Origin of the sequence: Pseudomonas sp. 58 R 12, from assembly GCF_900005865.1 — a bacterium.
GTDB lineage: Bacteria > Pseudomonadota > Gammaproteobacteria > Pseudomonadales > Pseudomonadaceae > Aquipseudomonas > Aquipseudomonas tritici.
Genome location: NZ_CVTP01000019.1, coordinates 159,536 through 174,958, shown reverse-complemented (window position 1 = coordinate 174,958; position 15,423 = coordinate 159,536). Strand labels below are relative to the sequence as shown.

15 protein-coding genes are annotated in these 15,423 nt (G+C 59.0%); 6 read left to right on the top strand and 9 right to left on the bottom strand.

Annotated features, from left to right (window positions below; genetic code table 11):
• The first annotated feature begins 104 nt into the window (after window positions 1-104).
• Window positions 105-434, top strand: coding sequence for a YXWGXW repeat-containing protein (locus tag BFP95_RS16440; RefSeq protein ID WP_065874885.1), 330 nt, complete (start codon window positions 105-107; stop codon window positions 432-434).
• A 127-nt stretch (window positions 435-561) separates the two neighbouring features.
• Here BFP95_RS16440 and BFP95_RS16435 read toward each other — a convergent pair whose 3' ends face one another.
• The 4 genes from BFP95_RS16435 to BFP95_RS16420 all read right to left on the bottom strand — a co-directional run bounded on the left by BFP95_RS16435 (window position 562) and on the right by BFP95_RS16420 (window position 3,733).
• On the bottom strand, window positions 562-957 hold the full coding sequence (locus tag BFP95_RS16435; protein WP_065874886.1) for a PIN domain-containing protein: 396 nt from the start codon (window positions 955-957) through the stop codon (window positions 562-564).
• On the bottom strand, window positions 954-1,211 hold the full coding sequence (locus tag BFP95_RS16430; RefSeq protein ID WP_065874887.1) for an AbrB/MazE/SpoVT family DNA-binding domain-containing protein: 258 nt from the start codon (window positions 1,209-1,211) through the stop codon (window positions 954-956). Before BFP95_RS16430 ends, BFP95_RS16435 begins: the two co-directional genes overlap by 4 nt.
• Before the next feature lie 173 nt (window positions 1,212-1,384).
• Window positions 1,385-2,758 (bottom strand): nucleotide 5'-monophosphate nucleosidase PpnN, encoded by a 1,374-nt coding sequence (ppnN, locus tag BFP95_RS16425; protein WP_065874888.1) that lies wholly within the window; start codon window positions 2,756-2,758, stop codon window positions 1,385-1,387.
• Between the two features lie 150 nt (window positions 2,759-2,908).
• On the bottom strand, window positions 2,909-3,733 hold the full coding sequence (locus tag BFP95_RS16420; RefSeq protein WP_065910438.1) for an aspartyl/asparaginyl beta-hydroxylase domain-containing protein: 825 nt from the start codon (window positions 3,731-3,733) through the stop codon (window positions 2,909-2,911).
• A 309-nt stretch (window positions 3,734-4,042) separates the two neighbouring features.
• On the opposite strand from BFP95_RS16420, the gene fabV reads away from it, so the two are divergent.
• Complete coding sequence (gene fabV / locus BFP95_RS16415; RefSeq protein WP_065910437.1) at window positions 4,043-5,236, top strand: enoyl-ACP reductase FabV; 1,194 nt, start codon at window positions 4,043-4,045, stop codon at window positions 5,234-5,236.
• Window positions 5,237-5,299: 63 nt separating this feature from the next.
• On the opposite strand, the gene BFP95_RS16410 is transcribed toward fabV, so the two are convergent.
• Window positions 5,300-6,535, bottom strand: a complete 1,236-nt coding sequence (locus BFP95_RS16410) for an anthrax toxin-like adenylyl cyclase domain-containing protein (RefSeq protein WP_065874892.1) — start codon at window positions 6,533-6,535, stop codon at window positions 5,300-5,302.
• Window positions 6,536-6,832: 297 nt separating this feature from the next.
• On the opposite strand from BFP95_RS16410, the gene BFP95_RS16405 reads away from it, so the two are divergent.
• Window positions 6,833-7,456 (top strand): HAD family hydrolase, encoded by a 624-nt coding sequence (locus BFP95_RS16405; protein WP_065910436.1) that lies wholly within the window; start codon window positions 6,833-6,835, stop codon window positions 7,454-7,456.
• Here BFP95_RS16405 and BFP95_RS16400 read toward each other — a convergent pair.
• Window positions 7,453-8,358, bottom strand: coding sequence for a LysR family transcriptional regulator (locus BFP95_RS16400; protein WP_065874896.1), 906 nt, complete (start codon window positions 8,356-8,358; stop codon window positions 7,453-7,455). The genes BFP95_RS16405 and BFP95_RS16400 overlap by 4 nt on opposite strands.
• Window positions 8,359-8,460: 102 nt before the next feature.
• Here BFP95_RS16400 and BFP95_RS16395 point away from each other — a divergent pair, with 102 nt between their 5' ends.
• A complete protein-coding gene (locus BFP95_RS16395; RefSeq protein WP_065874898.1) occupies window positions 8,461-9,639 on the top strand; it encodes an aspartate aminotransferase family protein in 1,179 nt (392 codons plus the stop codon).
• On the opposite strand, the gene punR is transcribed toward BFP95_RS16395, so the two are convergent.
• Window positions 9,611-10,534 (bottom strand): DNA-binding transcriptional activator PunR, encoded by a 924-nt coding sequence (gene punR, locus BFP95_RS16390; protein WP_065874899.1) that lies wholly within the window; start codon window positions 10,532-10,534, stop codon window positions 9,611-9,613. The two genes, BFP95_RS16395 and punR, sit on opposite strands and share 29 nt — an antisense overlap.
• Window positions 10,535-10,656: 122 nt before the next feature.
• On the opposite strand from punR, the gene punC reads away from it, so the two are divergent.
• A complete protein-coding gene (gene punC, locus BFP95_RS16385; RefSeq protein WP_065882318.1) occupies window positions 10,657-11,841 on the top strand; it encodes a purine nucleoside transporter PunC in 1,185 nt (394 codons plus the stop codon).
• A gap of 42 nt (window positions 11,842-11,883) precedes the next feature.
• Here the strand turns inward: punC and BFP95_RS16380 are convergent, their stop codons facing one another.
• Entirely contained in the window at window positions 11,884-12,717 is an 834-nt protein-coding gene (locus BFP95_RS16380) for a nucleoside-binding protein (protein ID WP_065910435.1), read from the bottom strand.
• A 158-nt stretch (window positions 12,718-12,875) separates the two neighbouring features.
• Here BFP95_RS16380 and BFP95_RS16375 point away from each other — a divergent pair, with 158 nt between their 5' ends.
• Window positions 12,876-14,378, top strand: a complete 1,503-nt coding sequence (locus tag BFP95_RS16375; RefSeq protein WP_065874905.1) for a nucleobase:cation symporter-2 family protein — start codon at window positions 12,876-12,878, stop codon at window positions 14,376-14,378.
• Window positions 14,379-14,473: 95 nt separating this feature from the next.
• Here the strand turns inward: BFP95_RS16375 and BFP95_RS16370 are convergent, their stop codons facing one another.
• A complete protein-coding gene (locus BFP95_RS16370; protein WP_065874907.1) occupies window positions 14,474-15,406 on the bottom strand; it encodes a proline iminopeptidase-family hydrolase in 933 nt (310 codons plus the stop codon).
• Between the last annotated feature and the right edge of the window lie 17 nt (window positions 15,407-15,423).

Here is a 15,423-nt window from a genome sequence, read left to right as displayed (position 1 = left end):
ACACTTCCTGTTAAAAAATACCCATGGCCGATCAGGAGAGCGGCTGGGAAAGGGGGCATTTTCAATTTTGCAGGTGTTTGGGCGTCAGCGTCCGAGGGGTTTGTATGTTGCTACGTTATGCAGCATTGGCGGCCGTGGTCGTCGCCGCATCCGGATGTGTACAAGAGCGCGTCGTGCATGAGCGCAGGCCGGTTCAACGTGAGTATGTGGAAGTCGTTGCGCCGCAACCGCCGCCGGTGCAGGTGATCGAAGTCGAACCGCCCGTGCGCTACGGCTATGTATGGTCACGTGGTTACTGGCGCTGGGACGGTGGGCGCTATGTCGCGGTCCATGGTCATTGGGAGCCGGTGCGCGAGGGTTACCGTTATGTGCATCCACACTGGGTGCAACGTAATGATGGGTATCACTGGCAGGGCGGTGGCTGGGTTCGCTGAGCCTTGGCTGGGTCGGCTTCCTGGTGCCAGGCAGCCGAACCTCGCGCAACGGCGCCGAGCCCAGTTGATCGGTGCCCAGCGCTTTACAGCATCCGCTTTGACCTGAGTGGCGCTGCAACGGCAAGCCTCAGGTCAGTCGCTTCATGCCTGCCGCCTTCGCAGCATTCAGGTCAAAGGTGGCGGTATATTCGCAGCCAGCGGCATGGGCACAGCGTTCTATCAGGCAGTCCGCAAAATCGGCCTTGCTCGCCGTGAAGCGTCGCAGGGCCTGCCAAATGATCTCGGCGTGCTCAATGGTCAATTCACGGGTGCGCAACAGCGTTTCCAGAACGGTTACCACCTCACTCTTGGCTGACTGGTAACAACTTTGTAAAACCCACACCAGTTCCACCACGGACACCAGGCTGACAAAACCCGGTGAAACGCTGGTGAGTGATTCGATCAATTCGGAGGCCTTGGACGATTGGACGGGATCATCCTGGGTGACATAGCGAACCAGCACATTGGTATCCAGCCCGATCATCCAGCTTTCGCTCCTTGTGCCGCGATGGCGCGGTTCATTTCATCCAGGGAGACGGCGTTGGCGGGTTTTCGGATCAGGCCTTTGAGGTCATGTACGGTTTTACTCGCTGCCATGATGGAAAATTTACCGTCCTCCATTTCAACGAATTCAACGCGGTCTCCTGTTTCCAGGCCCAAGGCGGTTCTGACCTGAACGGGAATGGTGATTTGCCCTTTCGACGTAAGCGTGGCGGTAGCCATATTGAAGATCTCCATCGTGATACTCCTTACCTTAGGGTAAGGAATGATGGAGGACAAGATCCGTTGGTCCATAGGTTGCTCTCTGGTGTGTGTGAGTCGGGACAAGTAAAAACCTTAGTCCGACTCACGCCACCTGCACGCTTTAAAACGGCGTTAAAGCGCTACAACGTATGACTGAAACCGACGGTTTATTGCACCACGCGATAGCACGGCACATACGCCGCACCGCCTGGAAGCTTCATGCGGTGCTGGGCCACGAACGCCTTCAACAGTTCGTCCAGCGGTTTCATGATGGCCGGGTCGCCATGGATTTCGTAAGGGCCGTTCTGCTCGATCAGGCGGATGCCCTTGTCTTTCACGTTACCCGCCACAATCCCCGAGAATGCACGGCGCAAATTGGCGGCGAGTTCGTGGGGTGGCAGCGCGTGGCTTAGTTGCAGGCTGGCCATATTTTCGTGGGTCGGGTCGAACGGGCGCTGGAAGCCCTCATCGATTTTCAGCAGCCAGTTGAAGTGGAAGGCGTCGTTGCGTTCGCGACGGAACTGCTTCACCGCCTTGAGGCCAATGGTCATCTGGCGGGCCACTTCGGCCGGGTCGTCGATGATGATCTGGTAGTGCGCCTGGGCCGCCTCGCCGAGGGTGGCGCCGACAAATGCATGCAGTTGTTGCAGGTACGGGGCCGCGTGTTTTGGCCCGGTGAGGATGACCGGGAACGGCAGGTCGCGGTTGTCCGGGTGCATCAGGATGCCCAGCAGGTACAGGAACTCTTCAGCCGTGCCGGCGCCGCCCGGGAAGATGATGATGCCGTGGCCTACACGGACGAAGGCTTCCAGGCGCTTTTCGATATCCGGCAGGATCACCAGCTCGTTGACGATCGGGTTCGGCGCTTCAGCGGCGATGATGCCCGGCTCGGTCAGCCCTAGATAGCGCCCGACGGTAATGCGTTGCTTGGCGTGGGCAATGGTCGCGCCTTTCATCGGGCCTTTCATCACGCCAGGGCCGCAGCCGGTGCACACGTCGAGACTGCGCAGGCCCAGTTCGTGGCCGACCTTCTTGGTGTATTTGTATTCTTCGGTATTGATCGAGTGCCCGCCCCAGCACACGACAATCTTCGGCTCGACACCCGGGCGCAGCGTACGGGCGTTGCGCAGCAGGTGGAACACGTAATCGGTGATGCCCTGGGAATTGCTCAGGTCGATGCGCTGGCTGTCCAGTTCATTCTCGGTATAGACGATGTCACGCAGGGCGCTGAACAGCATTTCGCGGGTGCTGGCGATCATTTCGCCATCGACGAATGCGTCGGCAGGGGCATTCAGCAGTTCAAGGCGCACACCGCGGTCTTGCTGGTGGATACGGACTTCAAAATCCTTGTAGGCGTCGAGAATGGTCTTGGCGTTGTCGATGTGCGCGCCAGTGTTGAGGATGGCCAGGGCGCACTGGCGGAACAGGGTGTAGATGCTACCGGAACCGGCTTCGCTCAGTTGCTGCACTTCACGTTGGGACAGGGTTTCGAGGCTGCCCTTGGGGCTGACGGAAGCATTGATGACTTGACGTTGGGGCATTCTTAATCCTTGAAAGCACAGCCACCGCACCCGCACAGGGCCGCGATGGCTTGAGAATGGTGGGCGCCGAATTCGGACGCACGAGACGGATGTTTACCTCAGGCGCGAGGCCGAGCGCAAACACCGTCCAGCACCATAATGCCGCAGAACTTACTGAATCAGCTTCCAGTTTTTGTAGAAAACCCGACGCAGGGTAAAGACCATCCCGGCAAACCCAGCGATTACGGCGTTGAGAACCAAGGGCAGCGGGGTCGGCCGCACGATATCGATAAACAGGCAGTAACGCTTTGCATCGTTTTTGTTGAAAGACGCATGCATCAACGTGTCATCGAAGATAAACAGCGGGTCGTCGTGCCAGTAATGCTTTTGCTTGCCCACTTGGATGTATACGCCCTCGTGATGCGCTGCCGGTGCCATGTTGTAGAGCACGCGGAACATCATGCGCAAGGGGCCGAAGTGAAACGAGGTCGAGCGGTTTTCATTGAACACCGACACGCCGATGGTCTTCACGAACGGCAATTTTTCGCGCAGTTTCGGAATGTCCAGCGCGGTCTCGATCGGCCGGCCGTACCACTGGAAAAACAACATGCCGCGCTTCTTCTCGGCCATGCGTTCGTCCAGGTAGCCGATGATTTCGTCCTTATGGGCCATGGCTTCGTTGATGACCTGTTGCAGGTCTTCACGCCAGGCCGGGGGCAGGTCGTCCATCCTGTAGACGTGTCGGTTACCCGAGCTCAACAGGTCGAACAGGGTGTTGAACGGCGCCAGCAGCCAGGTGTTTCGACCGCTGCCAATAAAGTATTTTTTGAAGGTCGGCGCGTCATACAAGCCATTACGCAGGAAATCGTAAAAGCCGCAGATCACGACTAGGCCGAGAAATACCAGGGTGGTCTCGGGGAAAATATCAATAATCAGCAGCACGCCGAATACCCAGGCGACCGATACTGCCTTTTTACGCAAAGCAGGCTTGTTCATCTAACTCAGCTCCAGCAGGACGCCATTCGACAGGTCCGGATCCGTGGCCGCGAGTGGTGAGGTTTTGAAATATATTGAAACAACTTCGTCATGATAAGGCGTTCAGCGTCTGTTAGGCGTTTTAAATAGTGCGAAATTGTGAAGGCTTTACACAGGTTTTAACCCTGGCTGGGCTGTGTGGATTGGATTTTGTAAACGGAAGATTTGCGACTATCGTGACGCTTCGGTTTTTTGGACGTCATAGACCGGTACGATTGAAGTTGAATGGCCACCACTGGCCTTCGGCACCTTGGAAGAGGCAGAAATTTTATGATCATCAAACCGCGGGTTCGTGGCTTTATCTGTGTGACCGCTCACCCTGTTGGCTGTGAAGCGAACGTCAAGGAACAGATTGACTACGTCACTGAGCACGGCGCCATCGAAGGCGGCCCGAAGAAGGTGCTGGTTCTCGGCGCATCCACCGGCTATGGCCTGGCAGCGCGTATCAGTGCTGCGTTTGGCTGTGGCGCCGACACCCTGGGCGTGTTTTTTGAAAAAGAAGGCGAAGAAGGCAAGCTGAGCTCCGCTGGCTGGTACAACAGTGCCGCGTTTGAGAAGTTTGCTGTCGAAAAAGGTCTGTACGCCAAGAGCATCAACGGCGACGCGTTCTCCAACGAGATCAAGCGCCTGACCATCGAAACCATCAAGAAAGACCTCGGTAAGATCGACCTGGTCGTCTACAGCCTGGCCGCGCCACGCCGTACCGACCCGCAAGGCGTGGTGCACACCTCCACCCTCAAGCCGATTGGCAAAGCCGTGACCCTGCGCGGTATCAACACCGACAAGGGCGTTGTGGTCGACACCACCCTGGAGCCTGCGACCCAGGAAGAAATCGACGGCACCGTCAAAGTGATGGGTGGCGAAGACTGGCAGCTGTGGATCGACGCCCTGCGTGACGCCGACGTCCTGGCCGAAGGCGCCAAGACCACCGCGTTCACCTACCTCGGCGAGAAGCTGACCCAGGATATCTACTGGAACGGCTCCATCGGCGAAGCCAAGAAAGACTTGGATAAAAAAGTCCTGACCCTGCGCGACAACCTTGCGGCACTCAAGGGCGACGCCCGTGTGTCGGTGCTCAAGGCTGTGGTGACCCAGGCCAGTTCGGCCATCCCGATCATGCCGCTGTACCTGTCGTTGCTGTTCAAAGTGATGAAAGAGCAGGGCACCCACGAAGGTTGTATCGAACAAGTCTACGGTCTGTTCAAGGACAGCCTGTACGGCAGCCAGCCGAAACTCGACGCCGACGGCCGCCTGCGTGCCGATCTTTCCGAGCTGGAACCTAAAGTCCAGGACGCCGTTGCTGCACTGTGGAACCAGGTCACCGACGACAACGTCAACGAGATCAGCGATTTTGCCGGCTACAAGGCTGAATTCCTGCGCTTGTTCGGCTTTGAAATCGACGGCGTGGATTACGACGCTGACGTCAATCCGACCGTGAAGATCAACGGTCTCATCTCGGCATAAGACGGCTTAGACAGCAGCCTCGATAACCCTGTTATGAGGCTGCTGTTTGAAGCGCACAGAGCATCAGCCTTGGCGAAAGGCTGAGGCCAGCCGCTCTTGGGCATGGATGAAACCAGAGCGCTTGATGCCGACCACTTCTCTCTCCCAAAGCGGATTCAGTGGCACGTGATAGCCACTGTCCTTGGCCGTCTTTATCAGTTCCGCCATTTCCTTGCCGTCGTTGATGATGCTGATTTCATCGAAGCGCCCGAGCTTGGTCGGCAGGAAAAACGTAGCCGGGTAGTTAGCGGCGACTTCCGCTGCCGGGCTGCCCGAATCCGCATTATGGTGGACCACCCGCTCTCCGTTGCCGACCAACCTGTGATTGATCAGTTCTATCATTTGCCTTATTCGCGGCGTGGCGTTGCCCAGGTCGGGATCTTCCTTATGATAGAAATGCGCGGCGCTTTCATAGTCTGCGCGTAACGCTTGCGGCACCTGAAACGCCTTGGCGTCTGGATGATGCTGCCTGTAGCGATCAATTCGTCCCTTGAACACACTGTGCGCAATATCGGGCACCGGGAGTACATCCTGGGGGCCGAAGTCACTGAGGTGCGGCGCCACCATGTGCAGGTCATAGTCGGCCGTCAGTGCCTTGCCATCGGCCTTTTTCGCGAGCACTTCAACGGGCTTGCCCTCATGGGTAATGAGGTAGTCGTCTTCCAAAGGTGACGTTCGCTGGCCTTCGAATGCATACAGCTGCTGACTTGGCCCCTTCGCGCTGAAACGCAGCGTGCCTTCCTGCTCGTTCGATGCCAGTTGAGTGATCTGGCCGAGTTTCATCAATTCGCCAAGACGGCTGCCCGAGAGCTTCAAGGGAATTGCGACGGCATGCCCGTCGCTGATGCATTCCTGGATTTGCTCATTGGCGCGGCTGACTTTGCCGGGTGCATCGCTTTTGAATTTTTCGAGCTTGCTGAAGGCCTGGTCCGTGCAGATCAAGCCGGCTTGTGGTCCCCAATTGGCGCTTTTACCCTTGATATGAAAGTCCTTGGTGGGATGACCGGCTTCTATCAGCCCGGTTGCGACGGTTTCCACGGGACGTACGCCAATGATGGAGTTGGTCGCCAGCGCAATTTCATGCAAGGGAATGAGGTGGCTCGACACTATTCCGGTTTTTTCGCGTGCGCGCGCAAATGCGACGTCTATCGAATTCGTTGTCTCTTGAGCGGCGTCAGTCGGCTGGCTGGGTTGAGCGTGTTGCAAGGTATCCAGGCTGAGTGCGGAAGGTGAGATAGCAGGGGTAATTACGTCTTTCATTGAATATCTCCAAGCCATGTTTCATAGGCACGTTGGATGATCCCTTCCAGACCAAAGCATTCCTTCCATTGCACAGGGCACACTAAAGAAGTCTTCTTTTTTGTGGGCAAGAACAAGTATTGCGAGCTGTTTTAAGCACCGTCGGAAAAAGAGCGCGCAAGGCGGGGATACACGGAGGCGGCGCTCTTTTTGCAGTGCGCGACCCATGAAATTATCAGAGCGGTCCTACGCCTGTTTACGTGCGGCGTGCTTTCGCTGGCATGCGAGACTGGCGCATCACACTCAGGGGAGGGGCGTATGACAATTCGCGCAGTGGTTTTTGATTTCGGCGGTGTCCTGTTCGATTGGAGCCCGCAGCACCTGTACCGCAAGTTGATTACCGACGATCACGAACGGCAATGGTTTCTCGAGCACGTTTGCACTCAGGCCTGGAACACCGAGCAAGATGCCGGTCGCCCCCTGGCTGAAGGCACACGCAGCCTGATCGAGCAGTACCCGCATCATGAGCGTTTGATCCAAGCCTATTACGACCGTTGGCACGAGATGCTGCGCGGCCCGCTACCGGAAGGCGTGGCGATCCTCAAGGCGTTGCACCATGTTGATATGCCGCTGTTCGGGCTCACTAATTGGTCCGCCGAAACGTTCCCCTATGCACGGGCCAATTACCCGTTCTTGCAGTGTTTTCGCGACATTGTGGTGTCCGGCGAACTGAAGATGATCAAGCCTGATGCAGCGATCTACCATGCCAGCCTCAGCCAGGTACGGGCCCACCTGCCGGATGTCCAGCCGGCTGAAGTGGTGTTTATCGATGATGTCGCCGGCAATATCGACGCGGCTGTCGCCCTCGGTTGGCAAGGTATCCACCACGTGTCGGCTGAGCGCACTGCCGCGCGATTGCGTGAGTTGGGCGTGGGCTTTTAGCGTGCCCACTTTTCCATAGCGAAATCGACGAAGGCGCGTAGCTTGGGCAAGCGATAACGGTCCTGGCCGTAGAGCAGGTGCATCGGGCGGCTGGGCAGTCGATAAGTGGTTAACAAGGCCACCAGCTTTCCACTCTGCAGATCCGGCTGCACCAGCGCATCGGCCAGCATGATGATGCCCATGCCGTTGACCGCTGCCTGGCGCAAGCCTTGCGAGCTGTTGATGGTCAATGAACCGGACACCGGAACTTCCACCTCGACGCCATCGCCGGTCATGCGCCACAGTTTGTCGGTGTCGCGCCAGTTGTCACTTGCCGGGTAGGCGAACGCCAGGCAGTCGTGCTGGCGCAGGTCATCGGGCGTCTGTGGCGTGCCACGTCGCGCCAGGTAGGCCGGTGACGCGCAGAGCGTGAGGGTGTAGGCCTGCATTGGCCTGGCGATCAGGCTGGAGGTTTCCAGTTCGCCAAGTCGGATCGCGACATCGAAGCCGCTGTCGACCAGGTCCATCCGCTCATTGCTCAGCACCACGTACAGGTTGATCAGCGGGTAGCGTCGGGAAAATTCGCTCAAGGCCGGTGTAAGTTGTTCGGTGCCGAACACGGGTGGGGCGGTGATGCGCAGGGTGCCTTTGGGGATGTCGCTGTTGGCTTGCTCGGCGAGCTGCTCGGAGTCTGCCACCAGCCCCAACACTTCCAGGCACCGCTGATAATATTGCCCGCCAAATTCCGTAAGGCTTTGTTTGCGCGTGGTGCGCTTGAGCAGGCTGACGCCCAGGCGCTGTTCCAGGGCCCGCAGGTGGTTGCCGACCATGGTGGTCGACATGCCGCAGGCTTGGGCCGCTGCGGTCATGCTGCCGGTCTCGACCACTTTTACGTACACCGACATCGCCTGGAACAGATCCATTATCAAGCCTTGATTTAAAGTCATTGCAGGAATGCACAGTTTATCCAGCTCGGGTGGCTAACGATACTGCAGCCATCACAACGAAGCACTGGAGCCCGCACCATGACCGCCGCCTGCCTGATGACCACTTACCAACCCTTGGCCTTGAGTTTTACCCGTGGCCTGGGCACACGCGTGTGGGACCAGCAGGGCCGCGAATACCTCGATGCGGTGGCCGGCGTGGCGGTGACCAATGTCGGCCACTCGCACCCCAGGCTGGTGACGGCGATCAGTGAACAAGCGGGTTTGCTGTTGCATACCTCCAACCTCTACAGCATTGACTGGCAACAGAAGCTGGCCCAGCGCCTCACCCAGCTGTCTGGCCTGGACCGCGCCTTTTTCAACAATTCCGGGGCCGAGGCCAACGAAACAGCGCTGAAACTCGCACGGCTGCATGGCTGGAAAAAAGGCATCGAAGCGCCGTTGGTGGTGGTGATGGAAAATGCCTTTCATGGCCGCACGCTGGGCACGATGGCCGCCAGCGATGGGCCATCGGTGCGCTTGGGCTTCCAGCGTTTGCCGGGGGACTTTCTCAAGGTGGGCTTTGGTGATATCGCCGCGATCGAAGCGGTCACAAAAGCGTTTGGCACGCGCATCGCGGCGGTCCTGCTGGAGCCGATCCAGGGCGAAAGTGGCGTACTGCCGCCGCCGCCTGGCTACCTGAAAGCCCTGCGCGATCACTGCACACGCCACGGCTGGCTGATGATGCTGGATGAGATCCAGACCGGCATCGGCCGCACCGGCGCCTGGTTTGCTTTCCAGCATGAAGGCATTTTCCCGGACGTGATGACCCTGGCCAAAGGCCTCGGCAATGGCGTACCCATCGGCGCCTGCCTGGCACGGTCCGCCGTGGCGCAATTGTTTACACCGGGCAGTCATGGCAGCACCTTCGGCGGCAACCCATTGGCGTGTCGGGTGGGTTGCACGGTGCTGGACATTATCGAGGAGCAAGGCTTGCTGCAGAACGCGGCGCAGCAGGGTGAGCGTTTGCTCGCGCGGTTGCGGGTGGAGTTGAGTGAACACTCGCACGTGCTGGCGATTCGCGGGCTGGGTTTGATGATCGGTATAGAGCTGGCCAGTCCTTACCGCGACTTGGCCCTGCGTGCGGCCCAGGAACACGGCCTGCTGATCAACGTGACGCGGGGCAAGGTCATTCGCCTGCTGCCGCCGCTGACACTGGATGCCAAGGAAGTCGAGATGATCGTGCGCGCCATTACCCGGTTACTGGATCAGGCCCATTGAGCCATTCCTGATTCAGGGTTTCAGTATCTCCCAGGTACTCCAACAACCATGCCATGGCCGGGGACAGTTTGCTCTGCGCCCAGGCCACACACGACGGGCTGGCCGGAAACGGCCGGCTCAATTGCAGCGCCACCAACTCGCCCCGTTCGATCCACGGCAGCACCTGATGCGCCGGCGCCATGCCAACGCACAGGCCATCGCGCAGGCAATCGATCGCCGAGGCCCAGTTCGGCACCACCAAACGCCGCTGGTTATCCAGGGTCCACGTGTCGCGCTTGGGCAGGTTGCGTGAGGTGTCGGTCATGCACAGCGAGGCGAAGGGGCGCAGTTGGTCGTCACTCAGCAGCCCTTCGACGCTCGCCAACGGATGCCGTGCGCTGACCACGCACAGCCAGTTCAACAAGCCCATGTCGCGGAAAGTGAAGTGACTGGCCACTGGCACTGCACTGGTGGCACCGATCACGATGTCAGTGCGCTCATCCGCCAGGGCATCCCACACACCGTTGTACACCTCGTATTCCAGCAGCAATTCCACCTCGGGAAACTGCCGATAGAAATCCAATACCAACTGTCGGCAACGCTGGGGTTTGACGATGGAATCCACCGCCACCTTCAACTGGCCGCTCCAGCCGTTGGCGACCTGCTGGCACAGCCGCCGCGTGCCGAGCATTTTTTTCATCACGCTCCGGGCCTCGTCTATAAATAAACGGCCGGCAGGTGTCAGTTCTACATCCCGATGGCGTCGCACGAACAATGGCACCGCCAGCCACTCCTCGAGCTGACGCACGGTATAGCTGATGGCCGACGGCACCCGGTGCAACTCCTGGGCGGCGGCGCTGAAGCTGCCATGGCGCGCCACGGCATCCACAACATCCAGAGAGTATTCGGACCACATAGCGGGTGCCTTCAAATTTATTGATAAGAGTATCCAATTATTATCACTTCACACAGAAATTGTCAGCTTCATAATGGGCACCAGTCAGCAAATAGTTTGATGGCAGGGTTAACAAGGCTTCGATGAAAAATTCTTTTGGTTTCACTTGGTATCTGGCGGGGCTGAGCATGCTCGGTTACCTCGCGATGGACATGTATTTGCCGGCGTTCGGCGCGATGGGCGAGCAGTTGCAGATTAGCGCCGGTGCAGTGGGCGCCAGCTTGAGTATTTTCCTCGCCGGCTTTGCGGTGGGGCAGTTGCTTTGGGGGCCGCTGTCGGACCGGTTGGGGCGCAAGCCGATCCTGCTCGCAGGCCTGAGCCTGTTTGTGCTGGGCTGCGCGGGCATGTTCTGGGTCGAGACGGCGCCGCAACTGCTGGCGCTGCGCTTCATGCAGGCGATTGGCGTGTGTTCCGCCGCTGTGAGTTGGCAGGCCCTGGTGATCGACCGCTACCCGGCCGACAAGGCTCACCGCGTGTTCGCCAGCATCATGCCGCTGATGTCGCTGTCACCGGCGTTGGCGCCGTTGTTGGGCGCGATGGTTCTGAATCACTTTGGCTGGCAGGCGATCTTCGGCGTATTGCTGGGGGTGTCGCTGTTGTTGCTGTTGCCGACCTTGTTCCTGCGCACCCCTCCGAAACGTCAGGCAGAGAAGAGCGAGCCTTCGCGCCTCGGCTACGGGCAGTTGCTGGCTTCTCGCGTGTTCACCGGCAACGTCATGATTTTCGCCGCGTGCTCGGCCAGCTTCTTCGCCTGGCTGACGGCTTCGCCCTTCATCCTTGGCGACATGGGCTACAGCCCGAATGACATCGGCCTGAGTTATCTGCTGCCCACATTAGCGTTTCTGGTGGGTGGCTACAGTTGCCGCAGCGCGCTGCAGCATTTCCAGGGCAAGACGCTATTGCCCTGGTTGCTGCTGGCGTATTGCATCAGCATGGTGGCGCTGTACCTGGTAGCCACGCTGACCGTGCCGACCCTCACCACCTTGTTGATTCCGTTCTGCCTGATGGCGCTGGTTAACGGTGCCAGCTACCCCATCGTCGTGGCGAATGCGCTGATGCCGTTTGCGGAAAATTCCGGCAAAGCGGCGGCACTGCAAAACACCCTGCAACTGGGTCTGTGCTTTCTCGGCAGCTTGCTCGTGTCATCGATGATCGACCAGCCGCTCCTGATTACCGCCATCGTGATGCTGGCAACCGCGCCGCTGGCGGTGTTGGGGTACTGGTTGGCGCGGCCCAAGAAGGGTAATTCGGCACTGGCACAAGCCTGAGGTGACAATCGGATCCCACACTTGATCGGATTCCTTCAGGGGTTAGAAGGGGACTTCAAGGTTCACCGTCGGCGTCGATGTGCGGCTACCCCGGCCGCCGTCCACGCCGAACTTGTTATGCCAGTACTCGTAGCCCACCCCGAGATACAGGTTTGGCTTCACGTTCTTGCCTGGCCGCACCGCCACCATCAGCGCCGTGCGCATCAGGGCTTCCGGCGCGGTGTCGCGGCCGTGGTAATCCTCACCTTTTTCCCCGACATAATTGATAAAGCCCTGGAATTTCGCCGCGTGGTTGGCGATCTCGAACGGTCGCATCCAGGTCAGGTTGAGCATGTAGGTAGCGTCGAAGGTGTGGTTCGACTCCTGCGCACCCGGGATGCCGGTGTGGTTCCTCTCCTTGTAGTACATCAGGCTCAGGTCCAGCACACCGACGGTGTTGAACTTCAAGGTCGGGCCGATCACCAGCGCGCGTTTTTTTGCTGAAGCGAAGTTGTTGTTGCGGTTGGCATCGAAGCCCAACGTCAGCGCGTAATCCTTGACCAGGCCGGTACCCAGCGGCACATCGAATACCCGCGATGCGTACAGCTGGTGGCGGTACACCGCGTACACCTCACTCCCCCCATGATCAGTGCCCTTGCGCGGGTCGCGGCTGTCGGACAGGAACACATCAAGGTTGAGGAAGTTGCTGCCGTATCGGTAGCCGCTGGCGTGGGTGAAGCTGTAGATGCGCTTGCTGAATTCGTCGGGGTTATTCGGATTGGTGAACTGCTGGCCGTAGCGAAAGCCTACGCTGTTGTTCATCCATTCCACCGCGACGGCCTCCCCGCCGCCGAGAAGGGTGAGTGCAACGGTGGCGCCCTGTAATGCCTTTTTCATTGTTCTGGGTCCTTTGGCGTTCTGGCTCATCACGGCCGAATTGTTTTTGTAACGCCGAGGGAGGGTAACTTGTCTGAATGATTGTATACAACTCTATGGACATCCAGCCCGTACATTGCATACAGTGGCCGCACAACAAAAACAGAGAACCCCTCACCATGACTAACCCGAAGGCGTCACCGCAGCGGCCAGAAGATGAGAATCTCGGCGTCGCCGCCAACATGGCTTACGGCCTGCAACATGTACTCACCATGTACGGCGGCATCGTCGCGGTACCGTTGATCGTTGGCCAGGCGGCCGGGTTGTCGCCGGCGGATATCGGCTTGTTGATTGCCGCATCGTTGTTTGCCGGTGGCCTGGCCACGCTGTTGCAGACCCTGGGCCTGCCGTTCTTTGGGTGTCAGTTGCCGCTGGTGCAAGGCGTGTCGTTTGCTGGCGTGGCGACCATGGTGGCGATTGTCGGCAGTGATGGCGCCGGCGGGATACCGGCAATTCTCGGGGCGGTGATGGCCGCGTCGCTTATCGGGTTGCTGATAACCCCGGTGTTCTCGCGGATTACCAAGTTTTTCCCGCCGTTGGTCACGGGCATTGTGATCACCACCATCGGCCTGACCCTGATGCCGGTCGCGGCGCGCTGGGCCATGGGCGGCAACAGTCGCGCTGCGGATTTCGGCAGCATGCCCAATATCGGCCTGGCGGCATTGACCCTGGTGCTGGTGTTGCTGCTGAGCAAAATCGGCAGCGCAACCATTTCACGCTTGTCGATCCTGCTGGCAATGGTGATCGGCACGGTGATCGCGGTGTTCCTCGGCATGGCTGACTTCTCTGGCGTAACCCAGGGGCCGATGTTCGGTTTCCCTGCGCCATTCCATTTCGGCATGCCTACCTTCCATGTGGCCGCGATCATCTCCATGTGCATCGTGGTGATGGTGACCTTGGTCGAGACCTCGGCGGACATCCTGGCGGTGGGTGAGATCATTGACACCAAGGTTGATTCCAAACGCCTGGGCAACGGCCTGCGCGCCGATATGTTGTCGAGTATGTTCGCGCCGATCTTTGGTTCGTTCACTCAGAGCGCCTTCGCCCAGAACGTCGGCCTGGTCGCGGTTACCGGGGTGAAGAGCCGGTTTGTGGTGGCCACGGGCGGGCTGTTTCTGGTGATTCTTGGCTTGTTGCCGTTCATGGGGCGGGTGATTGCGGCGGTGCCGACATCCGTACTGGGCGGGGCGGGGATTGTGTTGTTCGGTACCGTGGCGGCGAGTGGTATCCGCACCTTGTCCAAGGTGGACTACCGCAACAACATGAACCTGATCATTGTTGCCACCTCCATCGGTTTTGGCATGATCCCCATCGCAGCGCCAAGTTTTTACGATCAATTCCCCAGCTGGTTCGCGACCATCTTTCACTCGGGCATCAGCTCGTCGGCGATCATGGCGATCCTGCTGAACCTGGCGTTCAACCACTTCACCGCTGGTAACTCGGACCAGCAGTCGGTCTTTGTGGCAGGCACAGACCGCAGTTTGAGCGCCCGAGATGTGTCATCACTGCGTGATGGGGACTATTTCAGGGGCGGCAAATTGTTTGATGCCGAGGGCAAGGAGATTCCGTTGGTGGCGGATGTGGCGAGGAAAGCGCCGAAGACAGAAACCACCGAGGTCTGACGCCGAACAGGGGGGCAGTGTGGGAGCTGGCTTGCCTGCGATAGCAAGGGTGAATTCACCGCCGTCATCGCAGGCAAGCCAGCTCCCACATTGATTTAGCCAGCTTTGAGTTCTTTGTACTGCGCTGAACACACCTCATCCAAAAACTTCACCACGGTCCCCATACACGCCTGGCGTTCTTCCACATGGGGCATGTGGCTGGAGTCTTCAAACAGCGCCCAGCGCACATCGGCAATCTCATCCAGGAACGGTTTGACCACCAGCGGCGTGGCCTCGTCATGCCGACCGGAAATTACCAGCGTGGGTACATTGATCGCCGACAGGCGGCCAATGGATTTCCAGTCCTTCAAGCTGCCGATCACGTGGAACTCGGTCGGTCCGCTCATCGCGTGGTACACCGTCGGGTCTGCGTCGACCTGGGCGAACGTGCGCGCCACTTCTTCCGGCCATGGGTTGACCCGGCACACGTGATGGTCATAGAACACCCGCGAGGCGGCGAGGTATTCCGGGTCCTGGTAGGTACCGGCGGCCTCATGCTTGAGCAGGGTTTCATGCACGCCTTCGGGCAACAATTTGCGCAGGCGGTTGGCTTCGCTGACCCAGGTGCGCATGCAGGTCGGCGAGTTGGCCGGGATGAACGCACGCAAGCCTTTGGGCTGCAACATTGCGTGTTCACTGCCGAGCATGCCGCCCCAGGACTGGCCGAGGATCGCGTAGTTATCGCTGATTTGCAGATGATCCAGCAGGTTGTTCAGTTCTTCCAGGAACAGGCCCACGGTCCAGAAAGACGGATCTTTTTCGGGCAGGTGGGTGGAGCGGCCGTTGCCCAGTTGGTCGTAATGGATCACGGCGTGGCCGCTGGCGGCGACGTCCTTGAACGCATCAACATAATCATGGGTGCATCCGGGGCCGCCGTGGATAACCACCAGGGGCGTGCGCCCGCTGGAGAGGTCACCGGTGACGCGGAACCAGGTTTGGTAGTTGCCAAACGCCGCATACCCTTCGCGGATTTTTTCGATGAATTCCATTTCGTACCTGCTCTGAA

Coding starts and splice junctions, on each gene's coding strand:
- BFP95_RS16405 (WP_065910436.1), top strand. CDS start 6,833: ATGACAATTCGCGCAGTGGTTTTTGATTTCGGCGGTGTCCTGTTCGAT.
- BFP95_RS16430 (WP_065874887.1), bottom strand. CDS start 1,211: ATGGAGATCTTCAATATGGCTACCGCCACGCTTACGTCGAAAGGGCAA.
- fabV (WP_065910437.1), top strand. CDS start 4,043: ATGATCATCAAACCGCGGGTTCGTGGCTTTATCTGTGTGACCGCTCAC.
- BFP95_RS16380 (WP_065910435.1), bottom strand. CDS start 12,717: ATGAAAAAGGCATTACAGGGCGCCACCGTTGCACTCACCCTTCTCGGC.
- BFP95_RS16395 (WP_065874898.1), top strand. CDS start 8,461: ATGACCGCCGCCTGCCTGATGACCACTTACCAACCCTTGGCCTTGAGT.
- BFP95_RS16370 (WP_065874907.1), bottom strand. CDS start 15,406: ATGGAATTCATCGAAAAAATCCGCGAAGGGTATGCGGCGTTTGGCAAC.
- BFP95_RS16440 (WP_065874885.1), top strand. CDS start 105: ATGTTGCTACGTTATGCAGCATTGGCGGCCGTGGTCGTCGCCGCATCC.
- BFP95_RS16400 (WP_065874896.1), bottom strand. CDS start 8,358: ATGGATCTGTTCCAGGCGATGTCGGTGTACGTAAAAGTGGTCGAGACC.
- punR (WP_065874899.1), bottom strand. CDS start 10,534: ATGTGGTCCGAATACTCTCTGGATGTTGTGGATGCCGTGGCGCGCCAT.
- BFP95_RS16410 (WP_065874892.1), bottom strand. CDS start 6,535: ATGAAAGACGTAATTACCCCTGCTATCTCACCTTCCGCACTCAGCCTG.
- BFP95_RS16375 (WP_065874905.1), top strand. CDS start 12,876: ATGACTAACCCGAAGGCGTCACCGCAGCGGCCAGAAGATGAGAATCTC.
- BFP95_RS16420 (WP_065910438.1), bottom strand. CDS start 3,733: ATGAACAAGCCTGCTTTGCGTAAAAAGGCAGTATCGGTCGCCTGGGTA.
- BFP95_RS16435 (WP_065874886.1), bottom strand. CDS start 957: ATGATCGGGCTGGATACCAATGTGCTGGTTCGCTATGTCACCCAGGAT.
- punC (WP_065882318.1), top strand. CDS start 10,657: ATGAAAAATTCTTTTGGTTTCACTTGGTATCTGGCGGGGCTGAGCATG.
- ppnN (WP_065874888.1), bottom strand. CDS start 2,758: ATGCCCCAACGTCAAGTCATCAATGCTTCCGTCAGCCCCAAGGGCAGC.